Genomic DNA, 17,060 nt, shown 5'->3' on the forward strand with positions numbered 1-17,060 from the left:
TCAATAAAGAAAACTAAAGATTTAAGTTTCACTTAACGTTTCATTTCAATTAGCTTTCTTAATTTTGAAATCAAACTAACCAACCTCAATGCTTAAACAAGCTTTTAATAAATACATCGATAATTTTAGAGGCTTTTCTAGAGAAATTTGGATTCTTACGCTCATTACTTTTATTAATAGAGCCGGAACCATGGTGCTTCCTTTTTTGTCGAAATATTTAAAAGAAGACTTAAATTTTGATATTTATCAAGTTACATGGATTTTAACAAGTTTTGGATGTGGTTCCATGTTAGGTTCTTGGCTTGGTGGAAAGTTATCTGATAAAATAGGCTTTTATAAAGTCATGATTTTTAGTTTATTCACGAGTGGTTTGATGTTTTTTGGATTACAACACATAACTACTTTCGTTGGATTGTTAGTTGCTATATTTTTAATCATGGTTGTTGCCGATATGTTTCGACCAGCTATGTTCGTGTCGCTTGCAGCTTATGCAAAACCTGAAAATAGAACTCGAGCTTTAACCTTAGTTCGACTTGCCATAAACTTAGGGTTTGCTGCAGGACCTGCACTTGGTGGATTAATCATTATGAATATTGGTTACAAAGGATTATTTTGGGTAGACGGAACAACTTGTGTGTTAGCTATTTTAATTTTTTGGTACAAAGTAAAAGAAAAAGAAAAATCTAAATATCAAGACACTAAGCATCCTGGGGAAGTTTTAACTGCATCGGTTTTTAGAGATTTACCGTTTTGGATTTTCTTATTCACTTGTTTGATTACTGGAATTATATTTTTCCAATTGTTTACTACACTTCCTCTATATCATAAAGATCAATTTGATATGACTGAGTTGAAAACTGGTCTTCTTTTAACTTTTAATGGTATTTTAATCTTTATAATGGAAATGCCTTTGGTCAGTTTCATTGAAAAAAAAGGTTTCAATAAAGTAAAAGTAGTTGCGTTAGGAACATTAATCATGTCGGTTTGTATGTATATGCTATTACTTAATCGATGGGAAATAATATTATGGATAATGATGTTTTTTATGACTTTTGGAGAAATGCTTGCCTTCCCTTTTTCGAATTCGCTTGCTATGAGCCGAGCGCCTAAAGGACACGAAGGTCGCTATATGGCCATTTTTACAATGAGCTATAGTTTTGCGCATATACTTTCACCTCAATTAGGATTAGGAATAGTTGCTTACTACAAAAGTTACCAACATAACTGGTTCTTTATGGGAACATTAGGAGTGATTGGTTCACTTCTCGCTTATTGGGTTTTTCTTCTAATTAAAAAGGAAAACTTAAAAAATAGTTAAATAACTATTTTTATAGTTGCATAACTAAAAATATAGTTGTAAGTTTGGTTTATCAATCAAATAAACAATTATAAAAATGCAAAAGCTAACCAACAAAGAAGAAGAAATAATGCACATTTTATGGACGCTTAAAAAAGCTTTCGTAAAAGATGTTTTAGCTGAAATTACAGAAGAAAAGCCTCACTACAATACACTTTCTACTATTATTCGAAATTTAGAAGACAAAGGTTATGTTAGTCATACTGCATATGGAAATACTCATCAATATTTTCCAATAATAAGTAAAGAAGACTATCGTAAAACTTTTATGAATACGGCAATTTCGAATTACTTTAATAATTCGTATAAAAATTTAGTTTCATTTTTTGCAGAAGAAGAAAAAATTTCGGCAGATGAACTACGTGAAATTTTAGATATAATCGAAAAGAAAAAGTAATATGGAAAATCTACTATTTTACTTCTTAAAAGTTAATATAATCCTGGTTTTATTCTATGGAGTATATTATTTGCTATTACGTAAAGAAACTTTTTTTCAAGCAAATAGAATGTTTTTATTAGGAGGAATTGTTTCAGCTTTTATTATTCCGCTTCTTTCCTATTCTAAAATAGTATTTATTGAACCTGTTGAACTAAACTATGATGATTTATTAGCAAATGCAACCTATTCGGAAGAGTTTGTTCCAATAGTTGAGCCTTCATCTTTTGACTGGAATTACTTTGTAATCGTTTTATATAGTTTAATTGTGACTATTTTACTTGCGAAATTAACTTTAGAGCTTTATTCTTTTTTCAACGCAATTAAGTCGGGAAATAAGAATAAGGTTAATAAAATAGTTCTAGTTGAAACCACTCAATTTGAAAGTCCATTTTCATTTTTTAATTATTTAGTATACAACAAAGCGGCATTTACCGATGAAGAATTAGAATTTATATTAACGCACGAAAATGTACATATAAAGCAATTTCACTCGTTAGACGTATTAGTTGGTAAATTAGTTTCATTAGTTCTTTGGATAAATCCTATCGCTTGGCTGTACAGAAAAGCTATGCTTCAAAATTTAGAGTTTATTGCCGATGCTGAAACCACAAAAGAATTACAAAATTCATACGGCTATCAAAAAACTTTACTGAAAGCTGTAAATAATCATAATCAATTATCAATCACAAATCAATTTTATCAATCATTAATCAAAAAACGAATCGTTATGTTAAACACAAACCCTTCAAACAAAAGAAATGTATGGAAGTATTCGGTAGTTCTTCCAATGTTAGTAGCTTTCTTTTTACTGTATCAAGTAAAAACAATTGCACAAGTGAAAGAGACAAAGGTAATTACGGAAATACAGGATGTTAATCGAGTTGAATTTATTATAGACAAAAACACAACCGATAGCCAAATTAAAGAGGAAACTGATTTATTAAAGAAAGAGCACGATGTTACGGTAAAAGTTTCTAAAATAAAAAGAAACTCAAAAAATGAAATTAAAGCTCTTGAAATTAAATTTAAAGACAAAGATGGAAAAACTGGAAAAATGTCGGCAAATGGTGACGATCCAATTCAGCCTATCGTTTTTTACAAAGAAATAGATACAAATGGAAAAGTAAATATTGGTTTTGGACATCCAAACAACAACGTAATTTCAACTTTTTCAGAATCGATGACTTGGAATAGCAATTCGCCAGAAATTGAGACCATTGAAATTAAAAAAACAGAAAATGGTAAAAACGTTTATATAATTAATGGAGAAGAATACTCTGATAAAGATCTAAAAGATAAAATGGTAACTGTTGATGGATTTATTGATGAAAGTGAAGATGCAGAAACTAAAAAAAGAATTATAGTTTTTAATGGTGATTCAAAAATTACTACTAAAGAACCAAAAACAATGATATTTTTAGATGAAAAAGAAATCTCTGAAGACGAGATGAATGCTTTGGATACTAAAATTATTAAAACTGTTAATGTTATTAAAAACGGTGATAATGACGAAATCAAAATCATTACTAAAAACTCAAATGGAATTCCTGAAGATACCGAAATCTATATTAATGGCGTTAAATCTACAAAAGCTGATTTGGACGCAATAGAGAAAGAACATATTGAAATGGTCAATATCAAAAAATTAAATGATCAAAATGTAATTGAGATCAAAGCCACCAAGGAAAAGATATATGATCAAAAAATGCCTAGGGAAATTGAAAAAATAGTTTCTAATCAATTAATTGAAATGAAGGAAACTAAGCTCGATTTAGAAAAAAGAAAAGCTGAGCTTGAAAAGCGCAAAGAAGAAATGGAAAAGAGAAAAGCTGAAATGAATGAACGAAAAATTGAAATGGAGAAAATGAAAGCCGAACTTGCAAAAACTAGAGCGGAGTTAGAAAAGCTTAAAGAAGAATTAAAGAAAAAGAAATAAAACAATAAATCCCGAATTTAGATTCGGGATTTATTTTTTCTACATTTGCCAAAAAAAGAAAATGTATAAATTTTTAGCTCAACTAAACAAAGTCTTGTTACCTAGCTATTCTAAAAAACGATTGGATTTATCTAAAGCAACAAAATTTCAAAAAGCAATAATCGCTTGGCGTTACTTTGTTACAACAAGGTCGTTAGATAATTAATCTTGCGTTTCGTCTTTTAAATGTTGTATGTATTTAGCTTTTGAAACCTCTTCTCTTCTAGCAACCGATTTTTTTGTGAAATGTTGATTTTCTCTCAATTGCTGTACTTGTTTCACTTTTCTTACTTTGTTTTTGAACTTTTTTAAAGCTCTTTCAATATTTTCTCCAGATTTTACTTCTACTATTAGCATAAAATATTTTTTTTATATCAGCATATTGCTGAAGCGATTAATAAATATGTCAATTTAACTTTACCATTTTCTAAATGTTTAATGCATGTACTAAACTTTTATCAAATTTACATTTGACAAAACCATATTGATGCTGAGAAATTACATTCTCAAAATCAAATCAAATAAACTGCTTTAAAACACAGATGCTTTTATTTCAGAATAGATAAAAAGCGAATAGGTTAGATAAAAATATTAGGAAGGAATTAAGCTGTAAAGAAAAATACCGATAAATAATAAACTGACTAACTTTTGCAAAGATACAAATTTTAAACGGGAAAAGCTAATTGAATATAATTTGCATTTAAAACTTATTGATTTTCAAAACAATACTAAATATAAACCATTTTTTTACTGCTTTTTTCAAATTAGTGTTTGTGTATTACGCAATTCTTCATATATTTGCACCCGCAAACAAGGTAATAATTCCTGAATGCAAACGGCCTCGTGGCGCAACTGAATAGCGCATCTGATTACGGCTCAGAAGGTTACAGGTTTGAATCCTGTCGAGGTCACACATGAATCCCTAACGTCTTATATATCAAGATTTTAGGGATTTTTTCTTTCATTTTTGTGCCAAGCGTGTGCCAAAATCTAATTTTTTTCTAAGTTAATTTTAATTTTTTAGATTACAAAAACTCCTACTCTTTTCTTCTTCAATTCGCGGAAATCATCTCAATATGTTACAAATATTTAGTAGATTTGAGAAAATTAATTGACCTACATTTAAACAATGATTGAAAAATTATTATTAGTTGTAATATTATCATTTTTGATTTCTTGTAACCATAAAGATTCAAAAAAAGTAATAATTGAAAATGAAAAGAAAATTGTATTATCACATAATGATTTAGAAATCAAATACGATTTAAAAGATTCAAATAATGATACATTAATTGAAGTTGAAATTGGAGAAATTAATTTACCAAGTGGTAAAATTATTGTTGGTGATCCTTTTTTTACATTTTCAGTAAAACCTTTAACAAAAACTGTTGCACCAGGTAAATATCCCGTAAAAATCTACCTTAGAAAAATTAATACTAATCATTATCGCATAGCATTTAGCAAAATAAAATTTAAAGAAGAAAAAGCCAATAATTGGTCTCTAGCAATTTCTGACGATATGAATTTACAAGAATTGAACAATTTGAAAGAAGATGAATATTTTGGATTTCTTGTGGATTCTGGGCTTGGATGTTTTTTGGACTCATTAACAAATGAAATTTATAATAAAAAACTAGATGAGTTTGAAAAGAAAAAAGGGTTTAACTATTATAATAATATTCTTGCAAAGGAATTTAAAGAATATTCTGCAAGTAATAAGTATTCAAGTGAAATTGGTGATTGGAACAATCATATTGTAGATAAAACTAAGAATTTAAACATTATTATGTTTCAATCTGGTTGGGGAGATGGTTATTATCCGACCTATTGGGGATATAATAATAAAAATGAAATTGTAGAATTAACTATAGATTTCATGCTTAATTTTGAATAATATTTCTAAAAATGAAACATCTCAAAATATTTATATTAATAATTTGTTTTACAACTTTTTCTTATTCTCAAGAAAAAACTATGTATAAAGAAGAATATAAAGATCTTACAATAAGATGTGCTCTTATTGCAAATTCGATTATAAATAAAAATGAGCAATCCAATATTAAAGAATGGTTTGAAGGGGAAAACTTAAAAGATAAGAAAAAGGAATTCAATAAATTTGAGAAGTACATTGATCAATCATCTCTCGATATAACATATTATGTTCAAATGATTCATAACGAAGATATAATTTATATTATTAGCTTTTACGATAAGAATTCTTCCGAAGATTTTGGAATCATCTATTTTAAATTTGATGACAACAGCAACAATCTAGTTGACGATTTAAAATGCATTGATAAGAGTATCGTTGATAAAAATAAGGAAGAAAATAAAATCGATTCCTTTCAAAATATTCCTCCACCTCCACCACCATCTCCGTCAATGTTTAAAGTTGATTAATTAAAATTATGCAAAAAGAAATTTTTGAATATGTAGACAAATCTCTTTTAAGTTTAAAAGACGCTAGTTTAATGTTTATCCCACATTCGGATATGCCAATTGAAATGATTGACGAGAATGTTATTAAAAAAAATGATTGGATTCCATGGAAAGCAATACCAAGTAAAGTAACTGATGATGATATAACCGGCTTGGAAAATAAAATAAATTTAAAGTACCCAGAATTATATAAAGATTTTCTGAAATACAAACATTTCTATGATTTAGAAAACATTAATGATATTATTTTTTTTAAACATTGTGTAAGAGATTGGAAATGTGATCTTTTAGAAAATTATTTTGAGTATTGGGAACCTGATGAAATAATAAAAAAAGGATTTATTCCATTTGCAAATTACAGTGACTGGGGTGTTGTTTGTTTTGATACAAATCGGATGAATAATAATGATTGTCCAATTATTATGTTTGACCATGAAAACTTTTATAATGAAGAAGTATATTTTGAAGAATTGTATTCAAGTTTCGAAGTAATGGCAATTGAATTAGTAAATGGAATTTAATATTTATGTTAAGTAAAATAAAAACTATCATAAAAAACTTAAGTGGTTTCTGTAAAATTGAAAATAATACTAAAAGTAGTATTTATTTCCATGAAGATTTTTTTAGTCAAGTTGAATTTTGTCCTTATGAAAATTTAGAATATTTAAGAGCCGAAAATTTTAAAATCAAAGAATTTTCTGAAGAGTATTCTGATGGTAATGGATTATTTACAAGTGTTTATGTTAGAGAAGAAAATATTCCAAAATTAATTTATGAAAAACAAATACTTAGTTCTGAACTTGAACTTTTTTTAATAGATTTAGGATTGTTTAAAATTGAAAATGTTTTCACTGGTTATGGCTCTCACAAAGAAAAATGTAAAAATACTGTTGCATACAAATTTGAAAGAATTGAAATATTTGTCACTTCAAAAAATGATTATGTAAATGATTTTTTTATTACAGGAAACAGATTTCAAAACGATGATGTAATAAAAAATAAACTTGAAGATATTTTATTCAAAATTGGTATAAAATATAATTTAGTTTTAAATGATTGGGACATTACAGAAGTAATTAATCTGAGTGATAAACACGAGATTAAGAAATATATAAATGAAGAGTTTTAGAATTAAAAAATAAAATGGATTTTATAGCTGAACTTAAATATAAAACAAGTGAAGATGGTGGAAGAAAAACTCCAGCATTTTCTGGTTATCGTCCACAGCTTAAATTTGTTTTTACAGATTTACAGTCTTCAGGTTCACAATTTTTTATAGACAAAAATATTGTGAAACCAGGTGAAACAGTTATAGCCCAAATAAAAATTACATCTCCTCAATTTTACACAAATCAATTAGAAACTGAAATGGAATTTGAATTTAGGGAAGGTGAAATAATTATTGGTACAGGAAAAATAATTGAAATTATTAATAAGACGTTAGAAAAATAAACTTGATAACCTACAAAAAATGAAAAAAGTAATTCTTATTATTTTATTATCAATCTCAACTTCGATATACTCTCAAATAAATGAAGGACAAAATTTTTGTACTCCAACTAAAGATGGAGATTATTTTCCTTTATCCATTAATAAAAAACGTATTCTTTGGCAAGATAGATCCTATTTTGAAACAATAAATGACACTGTCGTTATTAATGAAAATAAATATATTGAATACTTACAAGACTGGGGCGAAAACAACGTATCTAAAATGTATTTAAGAGAAGAAAATGGAGTTGTTTATGAATTTAAAGAAGACGATGGAAAAGAAACAATCCGTTATGATAAAAACTTCAAAAAAGGACATACTTGGAAAACTGCTAAAGGTGATTGTGTTTATAAAATTATTTCCTTTAAAGGAAAGTTAAAAACACCCTTTTGTGAATATGAAAACTTACTAGTTATTGAGGCAAAATTTAAAGATGTAACTTTTGATTTTTATTATTTACAAGGTCATGGTTATGTGGGCGCAACAGTTAAAGACAAAATAATGTCTTGTGTCTCCCCTGTTTGGAATGATTAAATTTCAATCTAATTTACTATTAAATTACTCTATATTTGTGTTCATTAAATAATTAAACAAAAAGTATATGTTTGGAATAAAACACATCAAATTTGATTCAATGACTTACGTTCTACATTTTATGAACGGAAAAGTAAAAAGAGAAGGTCGTGGTCTATCATTTTTCTACTTTGCTCCTAATAGCTCAATTGTAGCAATTCCTATGGGAAGTAATGATTTACCTTTTATTTTTAACGAATCAACTAACGATTACCAAACTGTTACTATTCAAGGACAAATAAGCTATAAAATTAGCAATCCAAAAACTCTAGCTGACGTTTTAGATTTTACAGTCAATGATAATGGATTATACAAAAAGAACGATATAGAAAAATTAAATCAAAGAATAATCAATGAAGCTCAAACTGCGACTTCTTCATTTATTCATGAGATTAAATTAAAAGATGCTATTCGTTCTGCTAAAACAATTGAAGAACGAATTTTAAGCGGACTTAAATCTTCTGAGGCAATTGGAATGTTAGGAATTGAGATTTTAGGCGCTAATATTTTAGGTATTCAAGCAACACCAGAAATGGCAAGAGCTTTAGAAACTGAAACGAGAGAGAAACTTCAGCAAGAAGCCGATCAAGCGATTTATGAGAGAAGAAATTTTGCTGTAGAACAAGAAAGAAAAATCAAAGAATCTGAGTTGAATACGGAAATTGCGGTTGAAGAAAAACAAAAGCAAATAGCGGAAAAGAAAATGGAGTCTGAAGTTCAAAAAGCGGAGAATGATAGAAAGCTTCGCGAAATGAAATTAACGGCTGATATTGCTGTTGAAAATCAGAGAAAAGAACTTATTGAGCAAAAAACTTCTAATGATAAAAAAGAAGCAGAAACTCAAGGTTATGTTTTAGAAACTACTTTAAAACCATATAAAGATTTAGATTGGAAAATTTTAACTGCTCTAAACGATAATCAAGATCCTAGATTTAATATTTCACTTGCTTTTAGAGAGCTTGCGGAAAATGCAGGTAAAATTGGCAACTTAAATATTAGTCCTGAACTTCTTGATACATTATTAAACGAAAAAGAGCGCTACTAAAAATGAAAATCGAGTACGCAATAATTGTTAAAAATAAAACTCGACTTGAATCTTTAATTGAGCGTTTTAATACAAAAGCACAGGCAAAATTTTATATTGAAAATCTTGGTGGAAATTTTGAGGATTATGTTTTAGAACATGAAATATTTCATCATTCTTTAAACTCTTTACAAACCCAACTTTCTAAAATTGTAAAAAATAAAACAGTTGAGCGCTTATACTTGCCATCATTTATTTTTTCAGATAATCAATTAATTATTGTAATTGGTCAAGATGGACTTGTTGCTAATACCGCAAAATACTCAAAAGGTTGTCCTATAATTGCTGTAAATCCAGATAAAGATAGGTACGATGGTGTACTTTTACCCTTCGATACTTCTGACTTTGTTTTAGGAGTTGAAAATGTATTGAGTGAAAAATTAAAATCTAAAACTATGCGTTTTGCTGAAGCTCGACTTAACGATGGGCAACGATTGTTAGCCTTTAATGATCTTTTCATTGGAGCTGCGTCACATGTTTCAGCTCGATATAAAATATCCTTTAACCAAAATACTGAAGAACATTCTTCAAGTGGATTAATAGTCTCTACTCCTGCTGGTTCCACTGGTTGGCTTAGTTCAATTTTCAACATGGCGTATGGAGTAACAGGAATGTTTGAAAAAAACTTAAAACCTAAACGTCCAAAGTTAAAGGACAGTGAATTACTTTTTGCAGTTAGAGAACCTTTTCAAAGTATACGAACGCAAACTGGAATAACAGCAGGTATCATTAAAAATCAGAATCACTTAACTATCGAATCGTTAATGCCGTCAAACGGAATTATCTTTAGCGATGGTATTGAAAAAGATTTTCTTCAATTTAATAGTGGCGCCATTGCAAAAATTGGAATTGCTCCTGAAACTGCTGAATTGGTAATTAAGTAATTAAAGTTTTCTTTCATATTGCTCTTTTACTTGTTTTTACGTATAATTTAATTAAAACTAATATTAGAGATTAATCTCAGAATTTAAAAAATCGAAATAAAATGGCTAAAAATAAAAATGAATAAATTTTTCATAAACAAAAACTACATTTTAATTTTTGAAACCAAACAGATAATAATATATCTTGAGATACTTACCATTTTAGCAAAGAGTTTCCTTTTTGAAATAAAAAGTTGGTTTTCTTCAACTAGCTCCAAAATTGCTAATAACCCGTAAAACTTATAGATTGTAGAGGTACTATTTAATACAGAAGCTAGTCTTTGAATGGGGAGATTTTGTGAATGTGGAAGATTCATTTAAATATTTTTAATTGTATCAACATAATATGATGCATAATAAATTTGTTTAACACTAGGTGATTCGCCTGATTTTAATTTTTTACCAATTTCACCGAATATAGATTCATACTTAATACCTTTTGATTTAGCTAAAAAGCCTATTTTTTCAAAAAATGATACTACATCTTGATTTGTTTCTATACAAGAATTATATTTTTTAATAATATAATATAACGTATTTTTTAATAGATTATCATTTTCAATTTCGAGTTGATCAAAAACTTCTGGATGATTACTTCTAATTTTTTGAATAAAATTATTTTCAAATCTTATTAATTCCTCAGATAAATCCTCAAATTGCTTTATCGAAGCACTTAGTTTTGAAAGTCTTATTTTATCATTATCAGATATTTGATTCCATAAAATGGAATTTATCTTTTTGTAGAATAAATCAGTATTACAAAATATATTAATGGTATCACTAATGTGTTTAAAATTAACTTCTTTATTTTTAGAATTAGCTTTTAATTTTTTCTCCAAATCTTTTTTAGAGATAGAATATTTATTGAATATTTTAGAAGAATTTTCGCTGTTTAAAAAATCTTTTATTTCATATGAATTATATATGTCATCCCACATTTCTTTCTTTTTACTATATTCTCCTAAATCATCGCTTTTTGCATATTTTTTTATCAATTCATTTACTAGTATCATTAAATCTTTTAGATATACTTTCATATCATCTTCAAGACCTTCTTTTGACCATAATCTTGCTAAATCAAAAGTGTTTGGATTTTTTTTATCGCCTTGAGTTTTTGAAAATAAAATTGACATTGTATATGGAACAACAGCTGAACGTAATTGACCAATTGCATTATTTCTTACTCCATGAATTTCTTCTAATGATTTAAATAATATTATTCTTGAGATTAAAAGCTCATAAAAGTTTCTATCAATATTTAATTTTTTTTCATTTTCCTCAGAACTAATCTCTTCAAGGAATTTTCTAAAAATTGCTTCTCCACCTTTTTTAACTTTGTATGGCTCGTCACCCCATGAAGAATAATATTTACCTAATTGTTCTTTTGTAAACCTATATTCTTTCGGATATTCTTTTTCTATTCTATTCTTACCTGATTGTCCAGCTATTCTCAGTTTAGTATTGAATTCACCTTTTGACTTTTCAAAGAACCATTTACGACCTGATGGTGTAATTATACTTTCTGATAGTGCTTTTATTTTATTTAATTGAGGATTTCTTGAGCGTAAATCAACGGTAGTAACTTTTGATTGAGAATTTGAAAATTCACTGATACTAGAAATTAAGTCGTTTAAATCTTCTTCGGAAACATCTTTGGCAACATTAATTTTTGCCATAACTTTTACTTTACTTACGTCAATTCCATCTTTTTGACTAAAATAAATGCTGGCTGTAGTTTGTCCACCATTTACAATTTGAAAATCTGAAAGCGACTTTAAAAAATATTTACCACCAACTTCCTCAATTTCTTTGTCACTAGCCGTTATTGTTAATCCATTGTTGAAAGCTATAAATTTTTCAGGATCTTTTGTTAATGTTCTTCTCATTCCGAGATTTACACCTCTAAACTGAAGGAAAGAGCGAACATTTTTCTCTAGTAATCTTGAGCTATGTTTAAGATATAATTTAGAAAGAATTGTTGCTGGCAATACACATAAATAAGATTCAAAATTAACTTCGTCAGCTGCTTTTATGGCTTCAATCTTATAATTAAATTGCTCTTCAAAATCTATCTTAAGAGGTAATCTATTTCCTTGAGAAATTAAAATGCTATATAGAAAATTTAAATCTATCAATTTCTTTATTACAAGAATTTCTTTTTCAATTGATTCTCTGTTTTTAGTAAACTTTATTTTTATGTTTTCATCTTTAAAATCTAACCTTTTTGGTTGAGGTACTTGACCTCTATTTTCTACTGTAGCTGTTGCAGAAATTAAAAATATTTCCACAACATCAAATTGGTCAGCACCAAGGGAAGAAGAAATTTGGTTTATTAAAGCGTTTATTGCTCCAATATCTTGTATTTCATTCAAATGCCCTTTTATTGCTTTATTTGTGAAATTTGTACCTTTTTTAAATATGCCATCATAATATTCTTTTAATGAAATTTCTAAATTTTTTGAATCTAATGAGATTGACTCCTCATTTAAAATAAATAATTGTAATCTTTCTCCAGAGTCATTAATGATATAACCATTAATTTTAATTGGTGTGCCATCAATTTCGGTCGAATAATAAGTCTCAGTAAAATCTTCTGTGTCTATTAGTTTAGCGTCTAGCATTGAAGGAATGATATTATTAATAAAATTACTTTCATTAATAAATCCATCTTCATCTTTCGATTCATTAAGTAAGTCAACTCTATATTTTAAATATTCTTGAATTTCCATTTAGAATTGTTTTTTATTTATAATAAATTCCTCTATTAGGTTTAAACTTATGCTGTAATTTAGTTTATTGATTTCTTCGGGTATTGAAGAGCGAATTAGTTTTGGGAAATTTTCACTAGTACTATCATATGAAATTTCTCCAATAGGTGTGTAACGATAAATTTCATATTGATCTAAATCCCCAATAGTCAAGCCTTTTTGAGCTAACGCATTTATAAAAATTGAGTTGTCTCCTAATTTATCAAGAACAATTGTTTTAATATCATTGATTAATGATTTTAGGCTTAATCCATTTTCATTATCTGGATTTACAAAAATTACCACTAATTCTAACTCTTTACCTTTTTCAGATTCTAATTGAAATTCACTTGAGATACGAACACTATTTTTTGAACTTTCAATTGTTTTGATTTCATAATCTCTAAATTCAAAAATAAAATCATGTCCTTCATCGTATGGTCCTCTCCATGAAATTAAAACATCATCAACACTTATTTCTGAGCTATGTAGTAAATTCTTCAAATAAAAGAGTTCACCAATAAATCCTTTTACTTGTTCTCTTGTGAGACCATCTGTTTTTTTGTTTTCAAAAAAAGCACTCCATTTAAAAAAATGTCTTGTAAATAATTCTGAATACTCTTCAGTATTAGAGATGTTGTAAATTTTACTGTAAATAGACAATATTAAATCATCGAACAAGTCATTAAAAAAATCATCATTTAGGATAATACACAAGCATTTTTCTTTTTTAAAATATTTTAATGACAAATTTTCTTTTTCAAATTGTTGAAAAGTTTTATCAAAATCAAAAGGCAATTCAAGAATTAAACATCGTTGACTTTTTTTATTAAAACCAATGTTTAATTGTGGAATTGACTCTTTTGAAAGTAATTTATATTCAAACTCTCCTTCACCAGATGGAATAATTTTCTTCCAAATATTTTCAATGATTTCTTTATTCATTTTCTAATGATTCAATTTCGTCACTTTCATCCTCCTCTTCTAGACTATTATTTTCATTTTCTCTTATATGAACATTAATTAAATAATCTTCACCAAGACCAGCATCGATTGGAGGAATACCAATTGCATAACCAATTAAAGGTATAGTTAAATCTATATTTTCATTATCTGCTTTTTCTACAAGGGCATCATCTCTAAAAACTTCAGTCAAATCCATTAAGAAAACAACTAATAATCCATCTGTTGGTTTCATTTTTTCACGAAATGCCTTTTCAGGAGTATTTTTATTATATTTTGCTTTGAATTCTTGTTCAATTAATGCGATTTTTTCTTCTTCTAAAGTCATACTCATATCACGACCACCAGATAAAATATTTGAAGATCCACCAGATACTTTAAATATATTCTTATCAAGAAGTTTAGTGTAATACTTTGTTCCCTTTTTTGAACTACTTCTTTTTATTAATTCAATATTATTAGCAAAATTTGTCTCATTTTTTTGCAAATACTTATCTGTAGATCCTGTTGTTTTTATTGCAATTGTCCAATTAGTTAATTTTTCAAACTCGTTACACTTTCTTACGAATCTTACAATTGCCTCAGTTGGGAAATCAACAAAAGTTGTTTGCGATATAAGAAAATCCTCTAATCCATTTACATCTGTTTTTAATAATATTGCCTTTCTAAAATCATCATAAAAGAAATTTTCTTTGTGTTTACTATAAATAGATTTGAAATTATTCCAAGAAGATTCTATTGTACTTTTATTAATTAATAAATCGGTAGTTTGCAATAGTTTATCTTCAAAAGACCATTTTTCAGTAATTGTGTTTTTTAGAATTGCAGGTCTAGTAATTTGTAAAGCGCCTGGATGAGTTAGAACTTTAGTTGCATAATCTCTAGGTTTCTTTTTTGCTTTTGACAACATTCTGAACTCTTCCTCTAATTCTTCTATTGTCCATGTACATTGGTCAAATTTTTCAAATGAATCGGCAGTTGTAAATAATTTACAACAGTCTAAATATCCTGGTCTGTAACCAAACCATCTACCCATTTGTAAAAGCGTGTCTGCATAATTTGTGTTTCTAATGAAGTAATTAATTGTCAGTCCTTCAAGTGTAAATCCCCTTGAGAGTTTATTCCCTCCTATTACAATATATTTTTTTTCACCACTTTCGTAATCCAGAATATCTTTTTCAACAGTATTCACTGCTTTTACTTCAATTCCATTAATTGCAGAAACTAATAAATCTCTAACTTCAAGGAATGTTTTCCTTGTCAAATATTCATCTTCATAGTTTTCAGGCAAATATTCTCTAATGTTATTTATTGCTTCTGCATAATATTTAATCCAAATCCTTTCAAACTCTATAAAAATTGAGTCACTAGCAGATAATGTGTCGTTATTTAATCTAGTCTTTAAGTAATCTATTTTTTCTATTATAAGTTTTTTAGTTTTACATTGCCAATCTGAAAATCTTGAGATATGAATTAGCATTGTATTATGAGGATGAAATAACTTTGATTGAATTAATTCAGGTCTTCTTGATAATCTAATAGCAATTGAAACTATAAAACATTTTATCGCTTCATCTAAAGATTTTGGTATTTCAATAGGAAAGTTATCATATTTTGTTGTAGCCCTTGTAGCTTCTTTATAATCTTTAAAAGTACCGAATCTAGTTCTAGCATTTAAATCACAATCAAACTCTCTTTGATTATTGTATTTTTTCACACCAAGTAAACTATCATCTGATAGAATTTCAACTCTTTCAGGAAAGTATTCAATATAGTCATTTAAAGGTTCAGCTAATAAAGGTTCAATTTTCTTTATATCTTCAATCCTTGTTTCAAAAAAGTTTTTTGGTCCAATATAGTTTGATGGTGGAATTAATAATTCAATAAAATCATCTGGAAATAAATTACCCTCTTGGTCAAATTCAAGTTCAAAATTGTTTCTGGAGTCTTTTACTTTCCATTTTGTTTCTGGCTTTTTATTCCAGTCTTGAAGAATATTAGCAAAAGGCGTTGCTGTATAACCTATATAGGTTTTACGATTGAACAAGGCAAGTAAAGCTCTAATATGACCGTTTATTTTGTTTGCATATTCGCTTCCTTTGTGACCTAAATTATTGATAGATGCATTATCAGCTTCATCATCAATAATAAGAAAAGGAATATTGTGCTTGTCATTATTTTCCAATAAATATTCATTTAGCCATAACAACAAATTTTGTAATACACTAGTGTTTTTTTTACATATTAATATGTTAGTATTATTTAGACTAAAATGTGCTTGTTGCATTGTTCTATTAAAGTCATTTTGAGTAGATGTTGGAAGAATTACTTGATTTACATCTGCAAACTGTCCTAATTGACCAAAAGATGCAATTTCACCAACACCAATAAATTTGTCTTGAGCAATCATTTTACCCTCAACTTCCTTTTCAGTTCTGATTTGAGTTTGTCTTCTCAAATCTTCCATAATACCTGATAAAACAATTATAAGTTTATATCCAACATCAATAGAGCTATTTACAACAGCATTGAAATTTGATGTTTTACCTGATTGAACACTACCTACAACCAAACCTTTTACAAAGAAATTATTTGTATTTTTGGGATCCCCAATTTTTTTTATAATTTCTAAACTTGATCTTTCAGTTTCATTTATCATTGATTTAGATCGACCAAGCTTTTTTTCTAAATAAAGCAGGTATCTTCCTCTATATGTTTTAGCTTTTGTTTCGTCATTATACCAACCAATTTCTTTAATTCTCTCATCATTTAGCCAAGTATCTTTATATTCATTTTGAATTGAAAGACTTGGGTTCATAATAGTTTTGTAATTGTATCTAACATCTCTTAATGCGATGGAATACTTTTCATCAAAATCATTATCAGATAAGTTGTAAGTTTTTCCACTAAATAATATTGGAAATATAATTATTAACGATGATTTACATTTATTTTTTAAATCATCACCTTCAAAAAAATCTCTATCTACATAACCATTAGCTTCAAAAAATTGATTGTAGTTAGACACTATCAAACTTTTTATTTGATCAATAATTTCATTCATGAAT

General features: G+C 27.5%; 15 protein-coding genes and 1 tRNA gene. 12 read left to right on the plus strand and 4 right to left on the minus strand.

Going from position 1 to position 17,060, the window contains the following annotated elements; all coding sequences use genetic code 11:
• Positions 1-88: 88 nt before the first annotated feature.
• The 3 genes from KK2020170_RS11170 to KK2020170_RS11180 all read left to right on the plus strand — a co-directional run bounded on the left by KK2020170_RS11170 (position 89) and on the right by KK2020170_RS11180 (position 3,732).
• Positions 89-1,318 (plus strand): MDR family MFS transporter, encoded by a 1,230-nt coding sequence (locus tag KK2020170_RS11170; protein WP_221258412.1) that lies wholly within the window; start codon positions 89-91, stop codon positions 1,316-1,318.
• A gap of 76 nt (positions 1,319-1,394) precedes the next feature.
• Complete coding sequence (locus KK2020170_RS11175) at positions 1,395-1,754, plus strand: BlaI/MecI/CopY family transcriptional regulator (protein ID WP_221258413.1); 360 nt, start codon at positions 1,395-1,397, stop codon at positions 1,752-1,754.
• Position 1,755: 1 nt separating this feature from the next.
• Positions 1,756-3,732, plus strand: a complete 1,977-nt coding sequence (locus KK2020170_RS11180; RefSeq protein WP_221258414.1) for a M56 family metallopeptidase — start codon at positions 1,756-1,758, stop codon at positions 3,730-3,732.
• A gap of 201 nt (positions 3,733-3,933) precedes the next feature.
• Here the strand turns inward: KK2020170_RS11180 and rpsU are convergent, their stop codons facing one another.
• Positions 3,934-4,128 (minus strand): 30S ribosomal protein S21, encoded by a 195-nt coding sequence (gene rpsU / locus KK2020170_RS11185; RefSeq protein WP_221258415.1) that lies wholly within the window; start codon positions 4,126-4,128, stop codon positions 3,934-3,936.
• 480 nt (positions 4,129-4,608) lie between these two features.
• Here rpsU and KK2020170_RS11190 point away from each other — a divergent pair.
• From KK2020170_RS11190 to KK2020170_RS11230, 9 genes are all read left to right on the plus strand, one after another.
• Positions 4,609-4,682, plus strand: a tRNA-Arg gene (locus tag KK2020170_RS11190).
• A 218-nt stretch (positions 4,683-4,900) separates the two neighbouring features.
• Positions 4,901-5,665 (plus strand): DUF4241 domain-containing protein, encoded by a 765-nt coding sequence (locus tag KK2020170_RS11195; RefSeq protein WP_221258416.1) that lies wholly within the window; start codon positions 4,901-4,903, stop codon positions 5,663-5,665.
• 80 nt (positions 5,666-5,745) lie between these two features.
• Positions 5,746-6,171, plus strand: coding sequence for a hypothetical protein (locus tag KK2020170_RS11200; RefSeq protein WP_221258417.1), 426 nt, complete (start codon positions 5,746-5,748; stop codon positions 6,169-6,171).
• An 8-nt stretch (positions 6,172-6,179) separates the two neighbouring features.
• Positions 6,180-6,731, plus strand: coding sequence for an SMI1/KNR4 family protein (locus KK2020170_RS11205; RefSeq protein ID WP_221258418.1), 552 nt, complete (start codon positions 6,180-6,182; stop codon positions 6,729-6,731).
• A gap of 5 nt (positions 6,732-6,736) precedes the next feature.
• Positions 6,737-7,339, plus strand: coding sequence for a hypothetical protein (locus KK2020170_RS11210; protein WP_221258419.1), 603 nt, complete (start codon positions 6,737-6,739; stop codon positions 7,337-7,339).
• 14 nt (positions 7,340-7,353) lie between these two features.
• Entirely contained in the window at positions 7,354-7,662 is a 309-nt protein-coding gene (locus KK2020170_RS11215) for an EF-Tu C-terminal domain-related protein (RefSeq protein WP_221258420.1), read from the plus strand.
• A gap of 19 nt (positions 7,663-7,681) precedes the next feature.
• On the plus strand, positions 7,682-8,236 hold the full coding sequence (locus KK2020170_RS11220) for a hypothetical protein (protein WP_221258421.1): 555 nt from the start codon (positions 7,682-7,684) through the stop codon (positions 8,234-8,236).
• 67 nt (positions 8,237-8,303) lie between these two features.
• The gene (locus KK2020170_RS11225) at positions 8,304-9,320 is read left to right on the plus strand and encodes an SPFH domain-containing protein (protein ID WP_221258422.1); all 1,017 of its coding nucleotides are present in this window, start codon (positions 8,304-8,306) and stop codon (positions 9,318-9,320) included.
• 2 nt (positions 9,321-9,322) lie between these two features.
• The gene (locus KK2020170_RS11230; RefSeq protein ID WP_221258423.1) at positions 9,323-10,243 is read left to right on the plus strand and encodes an NAD(+)/NADH kinase; all 921 of its coding nucleotides are present in this window, start codon (positions 9,323-9,325) and stop codon (positions 10,241-10,243) included.
• A gap of 356 nt (positions 10,244-10,599) precedes the next feature.
• Here KK2020170_RS11230 and KK2020170_RS11235 read toward each other — a convergent pair whose 3' ends face one another.
• The 3 genes from KK2020170_RS11235 to KK2020170_RS11245 are packed head-to-tail and all read right to left on the minus strand — an operon-like array spanning position 10,600 to position 17,056.
• Positions 10,600-13,011, minus strand: a complete 2,412-nt coding sequence (locus KK2020170_RS11235) for an AIPR family protein (protein ID WP_221258424.1) — start codon at positions 13,009-13,011, stop codon at positions 10,600-10,602.
• Entirely contained in the window at positions 13,012-13,974 is a 963-nt protein-coding gene (locus tag KK2020170_RS11240) for a PD-(D/E)XK motif protein (RefSeq protein WP_221258425.1), read from the minus strand.
• Positions 13,967-17,056 (minus strand): Z1 domain-containing protein, encoded by a 3,090-nt coding sequence (locus KK2020170_RS11245; RefSeq protein ID WP_221258426.1) that lies wholly within the window; start codon positions 17,054-17,056, stop codon positions 13,967-13,969. Before KK2020170_RS11245 ends, KK2020170_RS11240 begins: the two co-directional genes overlap by 8 nt.
• Between the last annotated feature and the right edge of the window lie 4 nt (positions 17,057-17,060).

The organism is Flavobacterium okayamense (assembly GCF_019702945.1).
GTDB lineage: Bacteria > Bacteroidota > Bacteroidia > Flavobacteriales > Flavobacteriaceae > Flavobacterium > Flavobacterium okayamense.

Excerpts from the sequence above, each read along its gene's own strand:
- KK2020170_RS11245 (WP_221258426.1), bottom strand. The coding sequence starts at position 17,056 with ATGAATGAAATTATTGATCAAATAAAAAGTTTGATAGTGTCTAACTAC.
- KK2020170_RS11200 (WP_221258417.1), top strand. The coding sequence starts at position 5,746 with ATGTATAAAGAAGAATATAAAGATCTTACAATAAGATGTGCTCTTATT.
- KK2020170_RS11230 (WP_221258423.1), top strand. The coding sequence starts at position 9,323 with ATGAAAATCGAGTACGCAATAATTGTTAAAAATAAAACTCGACTTGAA.
- KK2020170_RS11215 (WP_221258420.1), top strand. The coding sequence starts at position 7,354 with ATGGATTTTATAGCTGAACTTAAATATAAAACAAGTGAAGATGGTGGA.
- KK2020170_RS11210 (WP_221258419.1), top strand. The coding sequence starts at position 6,737 with ATGTTAAGTAAAATAAAAACTATCATAAAAAACTTAAGTGGTTTCTGT.
- KK2020170_RS11180 (WP_221258414.1), top strand. The coding sequence starts at position 1,756 with ATGGAAAATCTACTATTTTACTTCTTAAAAGTTAATATAATCCTGGTT.
- KK2020170_RS11220 (WP_221258421.1), top strand. The coding sequence starts at position 7,682 with ATGAAAAAAGTAATTCTTATTATTTTATTATCAATCTCAACTTCGATA.
- KK2020170_RS11195 (WP_221258416.1), top strand. The coding sequence starts at position 4,901 with ATGATTGAAAAATTATTATTAGTTGTAATATTATCATTTTTGATTTCT.
- KK2020170_RS11170 (WP_221258412.1), top strand. The coding sequence starts at position 89 with ATGCTTAAACAAGCTTTTAATAAATACATCGATAATTTTAGAGGCTTT.
- KK2020170_RS11175 (WP_221258413.1), top strand. The coding sequence starts at position 1,395 with ATGCAAAAGCTAACCAACAAAGAAGAAGAAATAATGCACATTTTATGG.
- KK2020170_RS11235 (WP_221258424.1), bottom strand. The coding sequence starts at position 13,011 with ATGGAAATTCAAGAATATTTAAAATATAGAGTTGACTTACTTAATGAA.
- KK2020170_RS11205 (WP_221258418.1), top strand. The coding sequence starts at position 6,180 with ATGCAAAAAGAAATTTTTGAATATGTAGACAAATCTCTTTTAAGTTTA.
- rpsU (WP_221258415.1), bottom strand. The coding sequence starts at position 4,128 with ATGCTAATAGTAGAAGTAAAATCTGGAGAAAATATTGAAAGAGCTTTA.
- KK2020170_RS11240 (WP_221258425.1), bottom strand. The coding sequence starts at position 13,974 with ATGAATAAAGAAATCATTGAAAATATTTGGAAGAAAATTATTCCATCT.
- KK2020170_RS11225 (WP_221258422.1), top strand. The coding sequence starts at position 8,304 with ATGTTTGGAATAAAACACATCAAATTTGATTCAATGACTTACGTTCTA.